Here is a 21,946-nt window from a genome sequence, read left to right as displayed (position 1 = left end):
ATGGATCACATTTGCGCGCCGTGGAGGAGCGAATATTTCGGCAAAAAGGAGCAGGGCTGCGTCTTTTGCAACGTCGTAAATCATCCCGAAAAAGATGCGCAGACGGGCGTTTTGTTTCGCGCAAAGCGGTGTTTTGGGATCATGAATCTCTACCCGTATACGCCGGGGCACTTTATGGTGATACCTTACGTGCATACAGATAATATCGAAAGCCTAGATGAGCAAACTTGGTCGGAGATGAGCGCTTACGTGCGCGAGGGCGTGAAAATTTTAAAACTCGAACTAAACGCGGCGGGCGTAAATATCGGGATGAATCTGGGCAAAGCAGGGGGTGCTGGTATCGCAGAGCACGTACACTATCATCTAGTGCCGCGCTGGAGCGGCGATACGAACTTTATCACATCTATCGCCGAAGTGCGCGTAAACGGCGTGCCTTTTACTCCGCTTTACGAAAAGCTCAAAGCCGCGTTTGCGGACGTTTGCTTTAATGAGCGGTAAATTTATTTTTACCAAATTATTTTTTGGTAGAATTATCAAAATTAAAAGATATTGAGGCATACGATGAGATTTATTTTGCCGATATTTTTGTCGTTTTCTTTTGTTTTTGCAGATTTTAGCTGCGATGACGCTTTGGCTGAGAAGCAGCGGTTTTTCTCGCAAAATTTAACATTTTCGGGAGAATTTGAGCCAAACTGCAATGATTCTATCCTAGGGATAAAAGAGGCTCAAATTTTACTCTCGGCCGCTCAAAAGATCCGCGCCGAAAGCCTTGCTTGCGTCGGAAATTTGGCGACTAAAAATTTAAACGAGTTTAAATTTAAGATACTAAAAGCCTCCTATGCGCCCGAAATTTATGCCAAAGAGCTAGAGAGCCCCGACGAATACGAAAAACTCGTATCGCAAAACAGAGCCAGGCTTCGCTACTGGGGACATCAAAGCTTAAGTAATTTCACGGTTTTTAAGGACTTTAACAAAGACTACAACGCCGTCTTGGGGCTGCTGGTAAACTACTACAAATCAAATTTTAAAATAGACGAAGGCAGCGCGATTTATTACGCTTCAAAGGTCGCAAACGAGTTTTTAAAATTTGCCGCCGCGACTTTGCAAAACGGCGATATGGACGAATTTGCCAGAAAGGTTAGCGACCCAACCTTTACAAAATACGGCATAAATGAGGCGATATATTCTGGCGCCGTCTCGCAAAGCTCGCTACAAAACGCCTTTAATGCCGCGCTTCTTTACGAAAAAAGCGAGGACGTGATAAGAGAGTTTTTGCGTGCGGGGGTAAATTTAAACTACGGCTTTGAGAGTTCGCTGTTTTTCGCGCTTAAAAATTTAAATAACGTAAAGCTCCTGGTTTCTAGCGGCGCGGACGTAAACTATGCAAATCTGCTCGGCGTCACTCCGCTTTTTAATGCCGTGCAGCTAAATGACATAAATTTGGTTAAATTTCTCCTCGAAAACGGAGCGCTGGTAAACAAAAGGCTGATAGACGTGAGCACTAAGCTTGCATATAGCTCAAATTTAAGCGTCCAACTGCCGAGCTTCGTGAAGCTCTGCGACTTTGACGCGGCGTCAAAAAGCGTGCTCATGAGCGCGGCGGGGGCGGCAGATGTGGAAATTTTGCAGCTTTTGGTGGATAACGGCGCGGACGTGCAGGCAGTGGATGATAACGGACTAAACGCCCTAGACTACGCCCTCATCGGCAAAAAAGAGATCAACGCACAGTACCTAAGGGCGATGGGGCTAGAGTCAAATTTGATCACCGAATAAGGAGAAAATATGAAAGGAACGGCTTTTATCACGGGGGCTACGTCGGGTTTTGGCGAGGCGATAGCTAGGACGCTCAGCCGCGAAGGCTACAAGATCGTAGCGCTCGCTCGCCGTAAAGAAAGGCTCGAGGCCTTAGCTAAGGAGATTGGGAATACACACATCATCGTCGCCGACATCCGCGATAAAAAGGCGGTTTTTGACGGCGTGGCAAATTTACCGCAGGAGTTTCGCGATATCGAAGTGCTCGTAAATAACGCAGGCCTGGCGCTAGGGCTCGAAGGCGCGGCGGAGACTAGCATCGAGGACTTTGAGACGATGGTCGATACCAATATCAAAGGCTTTTTATACTCGACCAAGGCCGTTTTGCCCCTTATGATCGCGAGAAAGAGCGGCTATATCTTTAATCTAGGCTCGACCGCGGGCGCATGGCCGTATCCGGGCAGTCACGTTTACGGCGCGAGCAAGGCGTTTGTCAAGCAGTTTAGTAGAAATCTGCGTAACGACATCCGCGGCACTGGCATACGCGTGACCGAGATAGCTCCCGGCATCTGCAAGACCGAGTTTAGCGAGGTTCGCTTCGGCGGCGATAAGGCTAAAGCCGATGCGGTTTACGAAGGCGTGGAGTACATAACCGCCGAGGATATCGCGCAGATCGTGCTAAACTGCCTAAATATGCCTCACCGCGTCAATATCAACGTCGTCGAGGCGATGGCGACGCAGCAGACTTGGGCCGGGCTTTTTATCGAAAAAAAGTAGGCTTTTAGCGTTAAATTTGCGGATTTTAGGGTTAAATTTGACTCTTTTATCAAATTTAACCCGAAATTTGGCGCCTAGTATTAAATTTCGAGCGGCAAACTTAGTAGCGTTTTAAACCCGTGCGGTTTGAAGCAGATATCGTAAATTTACCTTTTTATGCAAATGACGCTCTGCGCTTTAAGTACCAAATTTGACCAACAAGCCAGAGTTTAAAATTCCTGTAAAAATCTAAACTACGAGCAAATTTAAAATTTGCCGCCGAGTACAGTTTTAAGCAAAATTTCCACAAAAGCTTCATTTTTAACATAAAATTTTAATAAAGAGCTAAAAATTTTGAATTCTAAGCGAATTTAAAACAAAAATTTAAGCCGCATTTAGCTAAATTTATGCCTTAAATACCGACCGATGGCACGCGGGGCGGAAAATTTGATTAAACCGACGAAAAACAAAAAGGAGTTTTTGATGAAAAAGATTTTATTTTTGTCGCTTTTGCCGATCTTGGCGCTAGCCGTAGATCCCGAAGTAGCGAAAAAAAATGCCGAAATTTTCGGCTTTTGGACGCTCATACCGCCCGTGGTGGCGATAGTTTTGGCGTTTATCACCAAAGACGTCGTTTTGTCGCTGTTTATCGGCGTTTTTAGCGGTACGTTTCTCATAAACGTCATCGATTCAAGCATCCCGATGACCTTCGTAAAGGGCTTTACCGACATCGTAAAAAGGGTCGTGGGCTCGCTGGCCGATAGCTGGAATGCGGGCATCGTGCTTCAGGTGCTTTGTATCGGCGGCGTGGTCGCGCTCATCACCAAAATGGGCGGAACCAAGGCCGTGGCGATATGGCTGAGCAAAAAGGCCAAAACAGGCGTTTCAGCTCAAATTTCAACCTGGGTGATGGGACTTTTCGTCTTTTTCGACGACTACGCGAACTCCCTCATCGTGGGCCCGATCATGCGCCCGATAACGGACAAATTTAAAGTCTCTCGCGAAAAGCTAGCCTTTATCATCGACGCTACCGCCGCTCCGATCGCTGGTCTAGCCGTCATCTCGACCTGGGTCGGGCTTGAGATCTCGCTCATAAAGCAAGGCTACGAGCTCATCGGCATAACGAACGTAAACGCCTTTAGTATCTTCGTCGAGACGATGCCTTATAGATTTTACAATCTTTTCATGCTATTTTTTATCGTCTGCACCGCATTTATGGGGCGCGAATTTGCCGGTATGCTAAAAGCCGAGCGCAGAGCTAGAGCGGGCGAACTACACCCTAGACGCGACGGAGCGATGATAGAGGACGTCGAGGATAAGACGCTAGAGCCTAAAGAAAACATAAAACTACAAAGCTCAAACGCGATCGTACCGCTTTTGGTGCTTATTTTGGGCGCGTTCGTTAGCTTTTATTTTAGCGGTTTGGGCTCGCTTGAGGGCGAGGCTCTTGAGAGCGCGAAGGCTCATCCGCTTACGTTCCACACCTTCCAAGCGACTTTTGGTGCGGCTGATGCGTCCGTGGCGCTATTTCAGTCGGCTTTGTTAGCTACGATAGTGGCGATATTTATGGCCGTTTATAGGAAAATTTTAACCGTGCGCGAGGCGATAGAGACATGGGGCAAGGGCTGGAAAACCATGATAACTACGATCATCATCCTGCTTCTTGCGTGGTCGCTTAGCTCGGTGATCAAGGAGCTTGGCACGTCTCGCTACCTAGTCGATCTGCTTTCGCAGTCTACGCCAAAGATCGTCCTTCCGGCGGCGATTTTTATGCTGGGTTCGTTTATCAGCTTTTCTACCGGCACCAGCTACGGCACGATGGGTATCTTGATGCCGCTTGCGATACCGCTAGCTAGCGCGGTGGGCATGCATAGCGGACTAGAGGGTGACGCCTTGCACGCGTATATGATAGTAAATATCTCAGCCGTTTTAACGGGCGCGATATTCGGCGATCACTGCTCTCCGATCTCGGATACTACGATACTTTCGTCCATGGGTGCGGGATGTAACCACATCGATCACGTCCAGACTCAGATGCCTTATGCGCTTGCTGTTTGCGCGATCAGTATTTTTGCGGGATACTTCCCGACCGCGCTTGGCCTAAGCATCTGGATAGTGCTTCCTTTGGGGCTTTTGGTTACGGCATTAGTGGTTAGATTCGTCGGGCAAAAGGTTTAAATTTGCCCGATAAGTTTTGTAAATTTCTAGGAGAGTGCGGCAGTTGCACTCTTGATATGCCTTATGAGGAGCAGGCTGAGTTTAAAAAAGATCTCATAAGGCGCGAATTTGAGCCGTTTTACCGCGGCGAATTTGAGTTTTTCGCCTCGCAGATGGCCGGCTACCGCACGAGAGCGGAGTTTGGAATTTGGCACGATATTTGGCATAGCGCGGTCGATCTAGCATACACGATGCACGGTGCCAAAACCAAGCGGATTATGATAGACGAATGCCCAAAAGTAGCCGCTCCTATCGCAAATTTGATGCCGCGTTTGCTTGAAGCGCTTGCGAAAAATCAAATTTTAAAAGAGAAGCTCTTTGGCGCCGAGTTTATCTCGTGCGCGAGCGGGATATTAGCGACGCTGCTCTATCATAAGCGTCTAGGCGAAGCCGAGCAGGGCGAGATAGAAAATTTAGCGCGCGAGCTTGCCGGTTACCGCGTAACGATCGCTGCAAGAGCAAAGGGGCAAAAGCTGCTAAGCGGCGAGTTAAATTTGCTAGATAGCCTAAATATGGGCGGTAAAATTTACAAATTTACATTTGGCGACGGAGCTTTTATCCAGCCAAATACCGCCGTAAACGAAAAGATGGTCGCATGGGCGAAGGGCTGCGTAGAGCGCGGCGCGGATCTGCTCGAGCTTTACTGCGGACACGGCAACTTTACCGTCCCGATGGCGGAAAAATTTAAGCGCGTTTTGGCGACCGAGATATCCAAAAGCTCGATCGCAAATGCCCTTAAAAACTGCGAACTAAACGGCGTAGATAATATCAAATTTTTGCGAATGAGTGCCGAGGAGCTAATGAGCGCGTTTGGGCGCGAGCGCGAGTTTAACCGCTTAAGAGAGCTTGATATCTTTAGCTACGACTTCTCGCACGTTTTGGTCGATCCGCCTCGCGCGGGACTTGATGAGAGCGTGATAAATTTCATCAAAAACTACGAAAATATCATCTATATCTCCTGTTCGCCGCAAAGTCTAAAACGCGATCTAGCGCAGCTTGCTCTAACGCATGAGGCGGTTAAATTCGCCGTCTTTGATCAGTTTGCAAACACTGCTCACATCGAGTGCGGCGTGCTTTTAAGGAGTAAAAATGCCTAGCGAATTAAGGCAAATTTTATCTTCTGCTAAAAATATCGCGGTCGTGGGCCTTAGTCCTGACGAGAGCAAACCTAGCAACGAGGTGGCAAAATTTCTCATTGAGAGCGGTTTTAACGTGTTTCCCGTCTATCCAAAATTTGATGAAATTTTAGAGCTCAAGGTTTATCGAAATTTGACCCAAATAGATGAAAATATCGACATCTCCGTGATGTTTAGAAAGGGCGAGTTTGCTAGCGAGCTAGTAAAGGACGCCGTCAAAAAAGGCGTGAAAACGCTGTGGCTACAGCTGGGTATAACAAACGACGAAGCAGGAGCTGTCGCGCGCGAAAACGGGATAAATTTCGTGCAGGATAAGTGTATAAAAATCGAGCTTGAAAGGCTTGATTTAGGCTAAATTTGACGACGAAGCTTGCACTGTAAATTTAGCGGCCCGCGGCAAAAAACAAAAGTATAAAATAAAAATAAAGAAAACGTAAGCAAAAATACGGTAAATAAACGCGCGAGCAAAAGCGACGAAAAGTAAAATTTAAACAAAAATGAAAGGCTAAAATGATCTCTCTAAATAAAATAATCCAAGCCAAGCGCACGATAAGCGGCTTCGTGTATAAGACGCCGTTTGCCTACAGCGCGAAACTAAGCCTCGCAAGCGGCGCGCTCATCTACCTAAAAGAAGAAAACCTCCAGCGTACGGGCGCTTACAAGATCCGCGGCGCGTATAATAAAATCGCAAATTTAAGCTCAAACGAGCGTAAAAAAGGCGTCGTCGCAGCAAGTGCGGGCAATCACGCCCAAGGCGTAGCTATCTCGGCGCGCGAGTTTAAAACGCCCGCTACTATCGTGATGCCCGAGTCCACGCCACTTTTAAAGGTGTTAGGCACCAAAGATCTAGGCGCCGAGGTTATCCTAAAGGGCGATAACTTCGACGAGGCCTACGCCTACGCCGTCGAGTACGCTAAGCAGCAGGGCATGAGTTTTATCCATCCTTTTGACGACGAGTACGTGATGGCCGGGCAGGGTACGGTGGGGCTTGAGATGCTTGACGATCTAGCCGAGCTTGAGACTATCATCGTGCCGGTTGGCGGCGGCGGGCTAATCAGCGGCATATCAAGCTGCGTAAAGCAGGTAAATCCAGACATCCGCGTGGTTGCCGTGAGCGCAAAGGGCGCGCCTGCGATGTTTAACAGCTTTAGCGCTAAAAAAAGCATAAACTCAAAAACCGTGCGCACGATCGCCGACGGTATCGCGGTTCGAGACGCGAGCGAGACGACGCTGGCAAATATCTTAGAGTGCGTGGACGAGTTTGTGCAGGTTGATGACGAGGAGATCGCAAACGCGATTTTGTTCCTGCTCGAGACGCAAAAGATCGTGGTCGAGGGCGCGGGCGCGGTCGGCGTAGCTAGTATCCTGCACAACAAGGTCAAATTTAAAGCCGGCGAGCGCATCGGCATCGTGCTAAGCGGCGGAAATATCGACGTGCAAATGCTAAACGTCATCATCGAAAAGGGTCTCATCAAGTCCCACCGCAAGATGGCGCTGCAAATCACGCTGATCGACAAACCCGGCGCGCTCATGAGCCTAACCGATAGCCTAAAGATCGCAAATGCCAATATCGTGAAGATCGACTACGACCGCTTCTCCACGAGCCTAGAGTACGGCGACGCTAATATCACGATCACGCTGGAAACCAAAGGCGAGGATCACCAAGAGCTCATCAAAAAAGTTCTCAGAGAGCACGATTTTAAATTTATACAAGTGTTTTAGATGGTTAAATTTGAGCTCAAATTTGCTAACTAAATTTGGGCTTGTCGTTAAATTTGCCTCAAATTTAAAACTCGTATCTCAAAGGTGCGGGTTTTGCCAAACTGCACCGTAAATTTAAATTTATATCGATACAAAACAACCCAAAGCTCAAATTTAACGATTATTTTAACGAATTTCGCTAAAATCGCCTTTTAAAGGAGCAAAGATGATAGATGTTACAAGCCTTATTTTGGCAATTTTGCTGGCGGTTTGCGTATTTACGATTTTTAGATTTAACAAAGCCTTAAAAACCGCGCAAAAGCCCTCTACGACGCAGATTGGCACCGAGATATCGCAGCTAAAATCCATCGGCGAGCTATCCGTTTTTCAGGTCTATAGCAAAGAGATCGTGACCAAGACCGATCATGCATTCGGCAGCTTCGGCAAGGAGTACCTGCGCTGGCTGGTGAGCGAGAAAAAGCTCTCGATGATATTTGAGTTTGAGATAAACTTCATCTACGACTTAACGAGCCCGCGCCTAGAGATCGTAAACGTCGCGAGCGAGGAGTATCTCATCAAGATGCCGCCTTGCAAATACAAATTTTCGATCGCGAATATGAAATTTTACGACGAGAAAAACGGCAAATTTATCCCGTTTTTGTTGCCTGATTCGCTAAACGGATTTTTCGGTAGCAGCTTTAGCGAGGAGGATAAAAACAGGCTCATCGAGGAGGCGCGCGCCGAGGTCGAAAAGATGTCCGTACGCCTAATAAATCAGCTCCAGTCCAAGATCCACAAATCCGCGCGCGATACGCTAGAGGCGATCGCAAAGAGCTTTGGGGCTAGGGCGGTGAGATTTGAGTTTAACGACGAGGACGAGCAGGTTAGGCTAAATCTGCAAAACGTGGCGTGAGGGTAAGATGGCATTCGTAAAAGCGCTTTTGATAGGTAAAGCAAGGCAGTACGGTAGCGTGGCGGCTACGGATGAGCTGGGCAAGGCGTGGCGCTCGGCAATATTTAAAAATGCGCAGACGGGCGAAATCTACGCAAACGAGCTTGGCTTTGAGGGCGACGAGGTCGCCGACACCAAGCATCATGGCGGCGTAAATAAAGCCGTGTTTGCAAACTCGCTAGAAAACTATCCCGCGTGGGAAGCTTATCTTGGGCTTAAAAATTTGCCGTTAGGCGCGATGGGCGAAAATTTGACCGTTAGCGGACTAGATGAAAATAGCGTAAACGTGGGCGACGTGCATAAAATCGGCTCATTAGTACTACAAGTAACCCAGCCGCGAAAACCGTGCTTTAAGCTCGCAAAACGCTGGGGAAATGCAAATTTAGCCAAAGAGATTTTTGCTACCGGATTAACCGGCTGGTACTATAAAGTGCTTGAAAACGGGTCGTGCAAGGCCGGCTGCGAGATAGAGATCCTGCAAAAAAACGAAAATGCTCTAAGCGTAATGCAGATAAATAAACTGTTTTTAAATCCGAGCGAAAATTTGGATTTGTTGCCTAAATTTAGAGCTCTTGAAGCGCTACCTGCTAGCTGGCAGGACGATATAAATAGGCGCTTAAACGGCTCGTATAGCACAGCTTTTATGGAAAAACTTTGAAAAAACGGCTAAAATTTGCCAAAAAGCTTGACAAATAAGGTAAAAATATATATAATCAGCTTTCTTTTTACAGGCTGGGGTATCGCCAAGCGGTAAGGCAATTGGTTTTGGTCCAATCATCCAGAGGTTCGAATCCTCTTACCCCATCCACTCAAATTTCATCGCGGAGTAGAGCAGTGGTAGCTCGTCGGGCTCATAACCCGAAGGTCGGCGGTTCAAGTCCGTCCTCCGCAACCAAATCTAATTTTTCCTTCATTTACTCCAAAAAATCAAATTTTGCATTAAAGAAAATTGCTTATGAGCTTTGACGTACCAAAAATTTTAATCGTTTTGCTGCTGATTGTAATTATTTTGCTGGCTTTAAAGCTATTTAAAAAGCAAAAAATCAAGCAAACTAGATACAAAAGCGATAGCGGCGATACAGTAAAAAGCCGTGCCGAACTCATCGTGGCAAATTGGCTGTTTTACCGCGGCATAGATTTTATCTACGAGAAAAAAGCGCCGACCAAAGAGCGCGTCGTTAGCGATTTTTACCTTACGCAAAGCGAAATTTATATCGAATTTTGGGGTCTTGAGACGCCGCAATACCTAAAAAGAAAAAGCAAAAAAATCAAAATTTACAAGAAAAATCGCCTAAAGCTTATCCAAATGAACGACGATAGCCTGCGAGATTTAAACGCATTTTTCGCTAAAGAATTTGCAAGGCTCGGCGCAAAATATCAAATCAAGCCAAAACAGTAAAATTTATCAAATTTACAGGCATTGTCGTTTTGCCGTAAATTTGCCTCTACTTAGCGCAAGCCTCAAAAGCTACGATGTTTAGCCTTTTCAAGGTGCGGGTTATGCCCAAAATCGGTCAAATTTGATAAATCCGTAGAAATTAAACAAAAACTTACAAGCCTGGTCGCTTCGTTTAAATTTAACCAAAAGTATGTTTGCGTTGCAGTTAGACGCGGCAAAAAGTCTGTAAAATCCCTAACAAGGCCCGCGCAAAAGCCTAAATTCAAAGCTAAAAATGTATAATTACCCTAAATTTTTAAACAAGGAATAACAATGGATAGAGTAGAGCAGGCCATAAACGACATCAAAAACGGCAAAATGGTCGTCATGGTCGACGATGAGGATCGTGAAAACGAGGGCGATCTGGTATTTGCGGCGACCTTTAGCGACACGCAAAAGGTAAATTTCGCCATAACTCACGCAAAAGGCGTGCTGTGCCTCGCGCTAAACGAGGAGATCGCGGGTCGCCTTGATCTAAATTTGATGGTGGATAAAAACACGTCCTGCCACGAGACGGCGTTTACCGTCACCATAGACGCCAAAAACACGACCACGGGCGTGAGCGCATACGAGCGCGACGTCACGATCCGCCTGGCAGCCGATCCGATGTCAAAGCCCGAGGATTTCGTGCGACCTGGGCATATTTTCCCGCTCATCGCTAAAAAAGGCGGCGTGCTAAGCCGCACGGGGCACACCGAAGGCTCGGTCGATCTATGCAAGCTTGCCGGACTAACGCAAGCAGCCGTTATCTGCGAGATCGTAAAAGAGGACGGAAATATGGCTCGCAGACCCGATCTAGAGGAGTTTTGCGATAAATTTGGGCTAAATATGGTCTCGGTTTCCGAGCTAGTTCAATACCGCTTAAAACACGAAAGCCTAATCGAGATAAAAGAAAAAAACGCGGCTAAGATAGCGGGCTTTGACGCCCTAAAATGCGATATCCTAGATCACAAAGGCGAGCGACACTATGCTTTTGTTTTCGGCGAGATAAAGGAAAAAACCGCGGTCAAATTTCATCAAATTTCAAGCGATGTGGAGCTACTGTGCTCGGATAAATTCGACGATTTGCGAGATTCGCTCGAGTATCTATCCAAAAACGGCGGCGTCGCGGTGTTTTTGCAAGGCGAGGAGAAGTCCGGCGAACAGGTCAAGGACTACGGCATCGGCGCGCAAATTTTACACAAACTAGGCGTCAGCCGTATCGAGCTTTTAAGCGCGAATAAAAACAAAGATTTCGTCGCGTTAAAGGGCTTTGGGCTTGACATCGCGGGCTACAAAGAGTAACGCAAGCGGGCCTAGCGAGGTCGCGCGAGCCTTTGCTAAGACGCTAAATTTGGGGCTTTTGTATGCGGACAAAAAGGGCGTCATAAAATTTATAAATAAAAAATTCGAGCGGATTTTTGCTCTAGCGCCCAAGGTTTTTTACGGAGCGAAATTTGACGAGATGATCACTGCGGCGCAGGGGCTTAGCGAGCTAAAAAGCTTTGAAAATCTCAAAAATAGCCCGCTAAACTCAAGCGATTTTGTAGTAAAAAAGGGCGATAAAAGCTTCAGGCTAAACGTCTCAAACGTGCTTGAGGGCGGGATAAAATTTGACGGATTTATCCTCGCAGTCACCGACGTCACGCACGAAGCGGAGCTCGAAAAAAAGGAGCTTGAGCATAGGCGCTCGGTGCTAGTTCACGCCAAAACCGCGCTGGTAGGCGAGATGATAAACTCCATCTCGCATCAGCAGCGCCAGCCTCTAAGCGCGCTGGGACTGTATCTGGACAATATCGATGAGTGCGCGCGCGAGGGCGAATTTGAGCACATACCGGCTCAAATCGCAGCCTGCAAAAAGAGCCTAAGACTCATGGATGAAACGATAAAGGCGTTTAGAAATTTTTACGCCAGCGGCGAGGGTGCGGCAAAATTTGACCTCGTTAATATCATAAACGAGCTTATTTTGATAGTGCGACCCGAGCTAAACTCTCACGGTATCGAGCTAAAATTTGCTCATGATGGCGGCAAGTGCGAGCTAAAAAGCGTCGCTAGCTACGTGAGGCAGATCTTACTCTCTTTGCTCTCAAACGCCAAGGACGCGTTGGTTGAAAGCGGATGCGAAACGCCGCAAATTTTGATCGAGTTAAAGAGATCGGGCGGGCTATTTTGCGTGAGCGTGAGCGATAACGGCAGCGGGGTTAAGGCGGATAGCGATAAAATTTTCGAGCCGTTTTTTACGACGAAAAATATAGGCACGGGCACGGGGCTAAACGTAGCTAGGGAGCTCGCCGTAAAAAAGCTAGGCGGCTCGCTGGAGCTTGAAAGTGCGGCGAATCCGACTAAATTTACGCTATTTTTAGGCGAAATTTAGACGAGGCGATAAATTTAAAAATTAGTTTGCAAACTTAAGAAAGACAAGCAAGAAACGAGGCTAGCGTGTATAGCAAAATAAAAAATATCTTAAACGGCGTAAATTTGCTCATCGTCGAGGACGACGAGAGCCTGCGCGAAAGCATCAAAATATCGGTCGAAAACTACGTGAGCGAGGTTTACGCCTGCGCAAACGCCAAAGAAGCGCTGGAGGTTTTTGAAGCAAAGGACGTAAATTTGGTGCTCTCAGATATCAACATGCCGCATATGAACGGGCTTGAGATGGCGGCTCGTATAAGGGGGCTGGATAAGGACGTGCCCATTATATTTCTCACCGCATACGATAGCGACGAAAACGTGCTTAGCGCGATAGAGCTGGGTAGCTTTGGCGTACTAAAAAAGCCCTTTGAAAAGCGCGAGCTCATCATGGAAATGAGCTTTGCGGCGAATAAATTTAAAAACGATTTTGCGGAGGTCGATCTAAAAAACGGCTTTAAATTTAACGCCTTTAGCAGGCAGCTAACAAAGGAAAACGAGCCTGTGGCGCTAACGAAAAAAGAGCAAAATTTACTCCATCTTTTTCTCAAAAATCAAGGGCGCGTCGTGAGCTTTGAGATGATCGAGGCGTGCGTCTGGCAGGAGGGTAGCTGCACCGCCGACGCGATACGAAGCTTTGTGTATAAACTACGCAAAAAACTCTATCCAGAACTCATCCAAAACGCGCAGGGCAGCGGATATGCGCTTGTCCTAGCCGAGCAAAATCAACGAACCGTGAGTCAAACGAGCTATATCTGAGGCAAGACGGCTTAATCAAAAAGTCATAGTTTAAATACAAAATGCGGCGCTTTTAAATTTGGCGTCTGCAAAAGACCGCAACGATAAATTTGAGCCAAGACTCGACGATTATAATCCGTTTAAAATTTACGTTTTCTTAAAAGCGTAAATTCAGCATAAATTAAAATTTAAGTCGTAAAATGCGAGCTGCTAATTTTAAAAATATCAAGGAGAAAAGATGCAAATAAATTCGCAAGAAGTAACGCAGGCGCCGGGAAACAACACCGTCTTTCAAACTTGGCTGTTAAGCGGCGACGAAAACGCCTGTAAAAAGGGCTTTGAGAGGCTTTGCGCTTTGGTCGTAAATTTAAATAAAACGGCTAAAGTAAGGTTTGGCGCGGAGGCGAACGTAAACTGCGTAATCGGCATCGGACACGACGCGTGGCTAAAACTAGGACTTCCGCAGCCGCTACCAAAAGAGCTTGTAAATTTTAAAGCGATAAAAGGCGACAAGCACGAAGCCGTGAGCACCGCGGGCGATATCCACGTGCATATTAGGGCGCTTGATGCGGCGGATTGCTTTGATATGGCGCAAAATATAAAGGCCGAGCTTTTTAAATTTGCCAAGCTCGCAGACGAAACTCAGGGTTTTAAATACCACGACGGCAGAGCGATTATTGGATTTGTGGATGGAACTGAAAATCCAAACGGCGAGGATAGGGATTATTTTGCCAAAGTCGGCGACGAGGACGCGAAATTTAAGGGTGGAAGCTATGTGTTTGTACAAAAATATAAACACAAAATGAGAGAGTGGAATGCAACTAGCGTGAGCGAGCAAGAAAAGGTCATCGGCCGCACGAAAGCAGACGACATCGAGATGAGCGAGGATGAAAAGCCTAGCAACTCTCACTCCGCCGCGGCAAACGTAGGAGATGATAAAAAAGTCGTTCGCGGAAATATGCCTTTTGTCGAGGGAAGCTTGACGGGGACGTACTTTATCGCGTATGCTAGCACGTTTTCGACGGTTGAAGCGATGCTAAATAAGATGTTTATCGGTGAGCCGCGCGGCAACTCGGATAGACTACTTGATTTTAGCACGCCGGTCACCGGAGCGCTCTTTTTCGCTCCTACTTTTGATATGCTCTCAAGCTATAGCGCAGAGTAGGATTTTTCGGCTCGCAAACCGTCCTAATTTTCGGGCATTTTGCGGGCTACCGCTTTAAAATTTGCTTTCAATAACCTCGCTGAATTAGCTTTTAAAATTTAAAACTAAGATTAGTATTTTTTCGTAAGCTTTTACCGTCAAATTTGCAAATTTTGCTCGCAAATTTACGATATGAGTCGCGCAAATATAAAATCTTAATTTGATAAAATCATAGTTTCATCATACTTTTCTTATATAATCCTTTTACATCTTAAATTTAAGGGAGAAAAATGAAAAAAATCCTACTATCAAGCTTGCTCGCCTGTTCGCTCTTTGCAGCGGGCGAGGTGTATAGCCCATCAGTAAAAGACGTTTACGCCGATGCGACGTCGCAAAAAAGCATAGGCAGGCTCTTGCCGACGAACGGGGTTAAAATTTTAGCCACGCAGGGCGACCGCGTGAAAATCTCCGTCAAAGGTTACCAAAATCCCGCCGTTAGCAACGTTGTTTATTTTAGTGACTCCGAGCGCGTCATCGCCGTTGCGTTTGCCAAAACCGCGACGCCTGATATAAAGGTCGTAAAAAAGGGCGCAAACGGCAAATGGGACGAGGTTGAGACCGTTGTCTACACGCAAAAAGACGGCTTTACGAACGACCTAGGCGGCCTTTTTGCTAAGGGCGGCGAGATTTACAAAGAGAGCTGTGGCGTGTGCCATTCGCTACATCAAACCACGCACTACAAGGCAAATCAGTGGCCTAACCTGCTAAAATCGATGATCGCGCGAACGGCGATCGGCAAAGACGACGAGTGGTTGGTGATACAGTACTTGCAAAAGCACTCTGCCGACGTGAACGTGGCGAAAAAGTAAAAGGCGGCGCGTAAATTTGACGAGGATTTACGCCTAAATGCGCCCACAAACGGACGAGATTTGCGGGAGCTAAACTTATAAATGTCGCGGCGAAGCGGTCGCTTTTTCAAATGCCGAAAAAGTTAAATTTAGCGCGCAAGACGAGATGCGCGCTAAATTTGAGCGACTACTTTGCGGGTTAGGCTGCGCGAACGAGGCTTTTAGCCGTCAAATTTGACTCGCTGGACGAGATGGCGGTTAAATTTGAGCGTAAAAGCTTAAATTTAAGTTCGTGCGAAGGTGCGGCTCGTTGGCTGATAAAAAAATCGCTTTTAAAAGAAGCGATGTGTTTTAGCTTTGCTTGTCTGCGACTTCGCAACTGCAAGCAGAGGGGTGCAGGGAGCGCTTGCGCTTCCGCTCGGAGGTCGGACTTCGTTCGACCGAGAAGTTTGATTTAGGGTACCCTACGCAGTAGGGACTTTAGGTGGGTGAGCGACCGTCTTTAGAGGATGCCGACTGCTCGGCATCCGTACGGGAGCGAGTGAGCGGAGCATATCGCATAGGCGATGCGAGCGATGGGTAAAAACAAATCGGAGGTCGGACTTCGTTCGACCGAGAAGTAAAAAATAGGAGAGGAAAATGAACCTACAAAGACGAAATGTATTAAAAGGCGGAGCGGCTCTTGCGGCAGCTCCTTTGTTTTCTAGCGTAACGGCGTCAAATTTACTCGCCGCCGAGCTAAATACGGCAAACGTGCGTAACGGCGAGGTGCTAACGGCCGCTCACTGGGGCATGCTAAAGGTTAGCGTCAAAGACGGCAAGATCGTAAAATCAGAGCCGTTTCAAAAAACGAGCGAAGTGTATAATCCGCTGCAACATTACACCGCCGACATGGTCTATAAATCACGCATAAAATACCCGATGGTGCGCAAAAGCTACCTAGAAAATCCGGACTCGCCAAAACCAGAGCTAAGAGGTAAAGACGGCTGGGTACGCGTACGCTACGAGGACGCGATAAAACTAGTGGCTAGAGAGCTAAAAAAGACTAGAAAACAAAAGGGTCTAGAGGGCGTGTTTGCGGGTAGTTACGGCTGGAAATCAAGCGGCAACGTGCACAACTCGCGAATTTTACTTCATAGATTTATGAACCTTAGTGGCGGATTTGTGGGGTCGCTAGGTGACTACTCCACGGGTGCTAGCCAGATCATCATGCCTCACGTCGTGGGCAGTATCGAGGTTTACGAGCAGCAAACCAGCTGGCCTGTGGTACTAGAAAACTCAAAAGTAGTCGTCATCTGGGGCGCAAACCCGATGGCAACTCTTCGCATAGCGTGGACTAGCACCGACGAGCAGGGATTTAAGTATTTTGAAGAGCTTAAAAAACGCAGCGACATAAAGGTCATAATAATAGATCCTATTAGAAGCGATACGGCGCAGTACTTTGACAAGGCTCAGTGGATCGCTCCGGTGCCAAACACCGACACTGCGATGATGCTAGGTATGATGCACTATCTATACGAGAGCGGCAAATACGATAAAAACTTCATCGAGACCTATACGAGCGGCTTTGATAAATTCCTGCCGTATCTGCTCGGTAAAACCGACGGCACGCCTAAAAATTTAGAGTGGGCGAGCAAAATTTGCGGCCTAAAAGTAAGCCTCATAAAAGAGCTAGCAGATACCTTCGCCGCTAACCGCACGATGATAATGAGCGGTTGGGGTATGCAGCGCGCGCATCACGGCGAGCAGCCGCACTGGGCGATGGTGACATTAGCGGCGATGCTAGGACAGATCGGGCTTCCTGGCGGAGGATTTGGCCTTAGCTACCACTACTCAAACGGCGGCGCTCCGACTTGCAAAGGCGCGGTCATCGGCGGCGTAAATAGCGCAAGCGTGGGTAAATTTAACGACGAGGGCGAGTTTATCGGCACCGATAGCGGAGAATTTGACGCAAACGGCCGCTTCGTAGCTAAAGCTGCGGCGGTTGCGGGTACGGGTCAAAGCTGGCTACAAAAGGCGACTCACTATGCATTCCCAGTCGCTCGTATCGCAGACGCCCTGTTAAATCCGGGCAAAGTGATCGATCACAACGGCAAGAAAATCACGTATCCTGATATCGACTTTATCTACTGGGTCGGCGGCAATCCTTTCGCCCACCATCAAGAAACCAACCGCCTACTAGAAGCGTGGCGCAAACCTCGCACGGTAGTCGTAAACGAAGCTTACTGGACGCCGACGGCTAAGATGGCTGATATCGTATTCCCGACTACTACGGCGTACGAGCGCAACGACGTCACGATGACGGGCGACTACTCGAATATGAACATCGTGCCGATGAAGCAAGTCGTGGAAAAATACGCCGAAGCGCGCGACGATTATCAAATTTTCACCGATCTTTGTAAGGCCTACGCTAAAAATTTAGTCGTAGCCTACACCGACAACGGCAAGGACGAATTTGACTGGATCAAAGAGTACTACGGCGCGGCGTACGAGCAGGTCAAGGCTATACCTGATTTTGAAACCGATATGAAGCCGTTTGAGGAGTTTTGGAATGAAAATAAGCCGGTAACTTTTGCCTCGACGCCTGAGAGCGATACGTGGGTGAGATTTGGCGAGTTTAGAGAGGATCCGGTGCTAAATCCTCTAGGAACGCCAAGCGGCCTAATCGAAATTTACTCCGAAACCATCGAGAAAATGGGCTATGACGACTGCGGCGCGCATCCGATGTGGTTTGAGCCGATCGAGTGGCTAGGCATGAAAGATAAACCTGCCGAGCTACACATGCTAAGCCCGCATCCGACCGATCGCCTCCACTCGCAGCTAAACCAAACCTCTCTGCGCAAAAACTACGCGATTGCAAACCGCGAGCCGATCTGGATACACCCTAAAGACGCCGCGAAAAAAGGTATCAAAACGGGCGATTTGGTTAGAGTATTTAACGCGCGCGGCGAAGTTCTAGCGGGTGCATTGGTGACGCAAGATATCAAAGAGGGCGTCGTTAAGCTCGCTGAAGGCGTATGGTACGACGGATTTGACGCGGGTCTTTGCAAAAACGGCTCGCCAAACGTACTAACTATCGATATCCCGACTAGCAAGCTAGCAAACGGCAACATCAGCCACACCGCGCTTGTAAATATCGAGAAATTTACGGGTAAGGCGCCTGAACTAACGGCGTTTAGCGATCCGAAATTCGCTTAAATTTGAAGCCGCGAAGTAAAATTTGCGGCTTAATCTCGGCTCCAACCTCGTTTGGTCAAATTTGACCTGCGAGGCTTTTTGACTACTACATGCTAAATTCTTAAAATATTTTTTTGCAAAATATAAAAAAATCCAATCTAAACGCATAAAAAATAAATTTATTACGATCAAATCATAAGCACTCTTACGGCACTTTATTTTTTTAATATTTTATTTATAAAAATATTTTGCTAAGGAGGAAACATGGTAACTAGATTTTTAGGTCGCATTGTTATTGCCGAGCTGTTTTTGATCGGTTCTCTTCTGGCCGGCGAAAAAATTTACAGCGATTCGGTAAAGTCGTTATATGCCGATGCATCATCCGCAAAGGCTATAGGGCGGTTATTGCCGACTAATGCCGTTACGGTCGTCCAAAAAAGCGGCGAACGAATCAAAATCGCTATACGAGGATATCAAAATCCCGACGTGAAAAACGTGATTTATTACAGCGATTCTCAGCGCGTGATAGCCGCTGCGTTTTCTAAAACCGCAAACATTGAGACGAGACTCCTTGAAAAAGGCAAAGGCGGCAAATGGGATAAAGTCGAAGTATCGGTTTATACGGAAGAGGGAGGCTTTGGTGGCGGGCTTGAAGCTATGTTTGAAAAGGCAGGGCAAATTTATAATGAAAACTGCAGTATTTGTCATGCCTTACCCGAGCCTTCACATTCCAAAGCAAATCAGTGGCCAAGCCTTTTGCAGTCTATGCTTAGCAGAACCGCGATAGACAAAAAAGATGAATGGCTCGTGATACAGTATCTACAAAAACACTCTGAAGACGTAAAATAAGGAGAACAAAATGAATAATCAAAGACGAAATATACTAAAGTATGGCGCTATATTAGGCGCTATGCCGATTATTTCAAAATTTAGCGTGTTTTCAAATTTAATAGGTGCCGAAATTTCAAGCGTAAGCTCCGGACTGGTTAAAAACGGAGTCGTTTTAAATGCAACTCACTGGGGCATGCTAAATATAACTGTTAAAGACGGTGTTATAGTAAAATCAGAGCCTTATCAAAAAGTCAGCGGTATTTATAATTCCCTTCAATACACGGTTCCCGACTCTGTATATAAAAGCCGTATAAAATATCCTATGGTGCGCAAAAGCTACCTAGAAAATCCCGACTCTCCAAAACCCGAACTAAGAGGCAAAGACGAGTGGGTGCGCGTCCGCTACGAGGATGCGATAAAACTAGTCGCTCGCGAGCTAAAAAAGACGAGAAAGGAACATGGCGACGAGAGTATATACGCAGGTTCTCAAGGATGGAAATCTAGCGGAAATATGCACAGCTCCACGATACTGCTTCATAGGTTTATGAATTTAACCGGCGGCGCTATCGTAACGATGGGCAATTATTCTACGGGCGCGGTCAGCTTTACTATGCCTCACGTCGTGGGCAGTATCGAGGTTTACGAGCAACAAACCAGCTGGCCCGTGGTGCTTGAGCACTCAAAAGTAGTCGTCATCTGGGGCGCAAATCCTATTTTAACTTTAAAAATAGCTTGGACAACGACTGATGAACTCGGTTATAAATATTTTGAAGAGTTAAAACAAAAGGATATAGAGATAGTCGTCATAGATCCTATAAAAAGCGAAACTGTTAAATATTACGATAAATGTACCCACATACCCATCCGTCCTAATACCGACGTAGCTATGATGCTCGGCATGGCGCACTATCTTTATACTAGCGGTAAGTACGATAAGGATTTTATAGAGAGCTATACTTACGGATTTGATAAATTTTTGCCTTATCTTTTAGGTCAAAGCGACGGTATAGCAAAAACTCCCGAATGGGCGAGCGAAATTTGCAAAATTTCAGCCGATACCATAAGAGCTCTAGCGGATAAATTTAAAGATAACCGAACTATGTTTATCTCCGGCTGGAGTATGCAGCGCGCCCATCACGGCGAGCAGCCGCACTGGATGCTCATAGCGTTAGCTAGCATGATAGGACAAATAGGACTTCCCGGCGGCGGTTTCGGATATAGCTATCACTACGCAAACGGCGGCGTACCTACCTGTAAAGGCGGCGTAATAACCGGAATAAATAAAGGCAAAAGGGGAAATTTCGACGAAAACGGTAATTTTATAGGAACGCAAAAAACCGATGCCTCGCAAGAGTGGGAACAAAAGGCCAAGAAACATAACTTCCCTGCTCCAAGAATCGCAGAGATGCTATTAAATCCCGGTAAAGTTATAGATCATAACGGTAAAAAGATAACTTATGCCGATACGCAGTTTATATATTGGGCCGGAGGCAATCCTCTAACTCACCACCAAGACTTGAATATGCTAGTAAAAGCATGGAGAAAGCCTAGAACCGTAGTGGTAAATGAAATTTACTGGACGCCGACTGCGAAGATGGCCGATATCGTTTTTCCTATAACGACGTCGTTTGAGCGCAATGATATCGTTATGAGCGGCGAATACTCAAACATGCACATAGTACCTATGAAACAAGCCATAGAAAAGCTTTATGAGGCAAAAGACGACTATCAGGTATTTAGCGACCTTTGTAAAGCTTATGCAGACGGACTTTACGAAGAATATACGCAAGGCGGCAAGAGCGAGATGGATTGGATTAAAGAATTTTACAACTCAGCCTACGAACAAGTAAAGGCCATTCCAGATTTAACAGTCGACATGAAGCCTTTTGATGAATTTTGGGCTGAGAATAAGCCCGTTATTTTTAGCTCCACTCCGGAAAGCGACGAATACGTAAGGTATGCTAAATTTAGAGAAGACCCTATACTAAACGTCTTAGGAACGCCGTCCGGGCTAATAGAAATTTATTCTGACGTAGTGGCTAATATGCATTACGATGATTGCATGGGGCATCCTGCGTGGTTTGAGCCTGCAGAGTGGCTCGGTATGAAAGATAAACCGGCGGAATTTCATATGGTAAGCTCTCATCCGGCCGATCGCTTGCATTCACAGCTTAACTATGCCAGCATACGCGACAATTACGCCGTAGCAAACCGCGAGCCGATATGGATAAATAAAAAAGACGCTCAAAAAAAAGGTATAAATGACGGCGATATAGTCAGGGTTTTTAATAAACGCGGAGAGGTATTGGCCGGCGCGATACTGACGGACGATTTTGGCGAAGGTATAGTTAAGCTAAACGAGGGAGCATGGTATGATCCGGACGAAAACGGTATGTGCAAAAACGGTTGCCCGAATGTGCTTACTATAGATATACCAAGTTCTAAGTTGGCAAACGGAAATATCGCTCACACCGCGCTCGTAAATATCGAGAAATTTACGGGTAAGGAGCCTGAGCTAACGGCATTTAGCGATCCGAAATTCGCTTAAATTTGAGGCCGCGAACTAAAATCTGCGGCTTAAATTTGATAAAACCTCGCCGGGTTAAATTTGACTCGGCGAAGCGTTTAAAATTCAGTCGTTAAATTTAACTCGGAGCGGTACAAATTTGGATTAAATTTATACCGTTTCTTCATACGAATTTATTCCTTTTTTACCTCGTTTTTCCACTATAAACGGAATTTTTATATTTTCATTCGCAGACTTGTATAAATTTGGATCAAATTTTGCTTTTAAAGCTAAGTTTATGCTAAATTTCAATTTTATTTAACTTTGAAAGTAGTAGAATAATTTTTTAATTTTAAGAAAAA

General features: G+C 46.5%; 18 protein-coding genes and 2 tRNA genes. All 20 read left to right on the top strand.

Annotated elements, in window-relative coordinates; translation table 11 throughout:
• Nucleotides 1–498 (top strand): HIT family protein, encoded by a 498-nt coding sequence (locus H7R39_RS09155; RefSeq protein WP_185898940.1) that lies wholly within the window; start codon nucleotides 1–3, stop codon nucleotides 496–498.
• Between the two features lie 63 nt (nucleotides 499–561).
• Nucleotides 562–1,773, top strand: a complete 1,212-nt coding sequence (locus H7R39_RS09150) for an ankyrin repeat domain-containing protein (protein ID WP_185898939.1) — start codon at nucleotides 562–564, stop codon at nucleotides 1,771–1,773.
• Between the two features lie 9 nt (nucleotides 1,774–1,782).
• On the top strand, nucleotides 1,783–2,529 hold the full coding sequence (locus H7R39_RS09145; RefSeq protein WP_185898938.1) for an SDR family NAD(P)-dependent oxidoreductase: 747 nt from the start codon (nucleotides 1,783–1,785) through the stop codon (nucleotides 2,527–2,529).
• 462 nt (nucleotides 2,530–2,991) lie between these two features.
• On the top strand, nucleotides 2,992–4,686 hold the full coding sequence (locus H7R39_RS09140) for a Na+/H+ antiporter NhaC family protein (protein ID WP_185898937.1): 1,695 nt from the start codon (nucleotides 2,992–2,994) through the stop codon (nucleotides 4,684–4,686).
• Between the two features lie 2 nt (nucleotides 4,687–4,688).
• The gene (gene trmA, locus H7R39_RS09135) at nucleotides 4,689–5,822 is read left to right on the top strand and encodes a tRNA (uridine(54)-C5)-methyltransferase TrmA (RefSeq protein WP_185898936.1); all 1,134 of its coding nucleotides are present in this window, start codon (nucleotides 4,689–4,691) and stop codon (nucleotides 5,820–5,822) included.
• Nucleotides 5,815–6,216, top strand: coding sequence for a CoA-binding protein (locus tag H7R39_RS09130; protein ID WP_185898935.1), 402 nt, complete (start codon nucleotides 5,815–5,817; stop codon nucleotides 6,214–6,216). Before trmA ends, H7R39_RS09130 begins: the two co-directional genes overlap by 8 nt.
• Nucleotides 6,217–6,371: 155 nt before the next feature.
• Nucleotides 6,372–7,583, top strand: a complete 1,212-nt coding sequence (gene ilvA / locus H7R39_RS09125) for a threonine ammonia-lyase (RefSeq protein ID WP_185898934.1) — start codon at nucleotides 6,372–6,374, stop codon at nucleotides 7,581–7,583.
• A 205-nt stretch (nucleotides 7,584–7,788) separates the two neighbouring features.
• Entirely contained in the window at nucleotides 7,789–8,475 is a 687-nt protein-coding gene (locus tag H7R39_RS09120; RefSeq protein ID WP_185898933.1) for a DUF4230 domain-containing protein, read from the top strand.
• Between the two features lie 7 nt (nucleotides 8,476–8,482).
• On the top strand, nucleotides 8,483–9,172 hold the full coding sequence (locus tag H7R39_RS09115) for an MOSC domain-containing protein (RefSeq protein WP_185898932.1): 690 nt from the start codon (nucleotides 8,483–8,485) through the stop codon (nucleotides 9,170–9,172).
• Between the two features lie 75 nt (nucleotides 9,173–9,247).
• Nucleotides 9,248–9,322: transfer RNA gene (locus tag H7R39_RS09110), tRNA-Gln, on the top strand.
• A 12-nt stretch (nucleotides 9,323–9,334) separates the two neighbouring features.
• Nucleotides 9,335–9,409, top strand: a tRNA-Met gene (locus H7R39_RS09105).
• Between the two features lie 60 nt (nucleotides 9,410–9,469).
• Nucleotides 9,470–9,913 (top strand): helicase IV, encoded by a 444-nt coding sequence (locus H7R39_RS09100; protein WP_185898931.1) that lies wholly within the window; start codon nucleotides 9,470–9,472, stop codon nucleotides 9,911–9,913.
• 312 nt (nucleotides 9,914–10,225) lie between these two features.
• A complete protein-coding gene (locus tag H7R39_RS09095) occupies nucleotides 10,226–11,236 on the top strand; it encodes a bifunctional 3,4-dihydroxy-2-butanone 4-phosphate synthase/GTP cyclohydrolase II (protein WP_185898930.1) in 1,011 nt (336 codons plus the stop codon).
• Nucleotides 11,211–12,305 (top strand): PAS domain-containing sensor histidine kinase, encoded by a 1,095-nt coding sequence (locus H7R39_RS09090; protein WP_185898929.1) that lies wholly within the window; start codon nucleotides 11,211–11,213, stop codon nucleotides 12,303–12,305. The genes H7R39_RS09095 and H7R39_RS09090 overlap by 26 nt, the downstream gene beginning before the upstream one ends.
• A gap of 65 nt (nucleotides 12,306–12,370) precedes the next feature.
• Nucleotides 12,371–13,099 carry a response regulator transcription factor gene (locus H7R39_RS09085; protein ID WP_185898928.1) on the top strand — a complete coding sequence of 243 codons (729 nt, stop codon included), beginning with the start codon at nucleotides 12,371–12,373 and terminating at the stop codon, nucleotides 13,097–13,099.
• A 217-nt stretch (nucleotides 13,100–13,316) separates the two neighbouring features.
• Nucleotides 13,317–14,243, top strand: a complete 927-nt coding sequence (locus H7R39_RS09080; RefSeq protein WP_185898927.1) for a Dyp-type peroxidase — start codon at nucleotides 13,317–13,319, stop codon at nucleotides 14,241–14,243.
• Nucleotides 14,244–14,512: 269 nt separating this feature from the next.
• Entirely contained in the window at nucleotides 14,513–15,091 is a 579-nt protein-coding gene (locus tag H7R39_RS09075) for a cytochrome C (protein ID WP_185898926.1), read from the top strand.
• Between the two features lie 618 nt (nucleotides 15,092–15,709).
• Nucleotides 15,710–18,268: a molybdopterin-dependent oxidoreductase gene (locus H7R39_RS09070; RefSeq protein WP_185898925.1), complete on the top strand. Its 2,559-nt coding sequence runs from the start codon at nucleotides 15,710–15,712 to the stop codon at nucleotides 18,266–18,268.
• 243 nt (nucleotides 18,269–18,511) lie between these two features.
• Nucleotides 18,512–19,096: a cytochrome C gene (locus H7R39_RS09065; RefSeq protein WP_228724769.1), complete on the top strand. Its 585-nt coding sequence runs from the start codon at nucleotides 18,512–18,514 to the stop codon at nucleotides 19,094–19,096.
• Between the two features lie 10 nt (nucleotides 19,097–19,106).
• On the top strand, nucleotides 19,107–21,626 hold the full coding sequence (locus H7R39_RS09060; protein WP_185898924.1) for a molybdopterin guanine dinucleotide-containing S/N-oxide reductase: 2,520 nt from the start codon (nucleotides 19,107–19,109) through the stop codon (nucleotides 21,624–21,626).
• Nucleotides 21,627–21,946: the final 320 nt, after the last annotated feature.

Source organism: Campylobacter massiliensis (assembly GCF_014253065.1).
Lineage (GTDB): Bacteria > Campylobacterota > Campylobacteria > Campylobacterales > Campylobacteraceae > Campylobacter_A > Campylobacter_A massiliensis.
The sequence above is the reverse complement of the archived record's forward strand: the minus strand, read 5'-3'. Positions and strand labels throughout refer to the sequence as shown.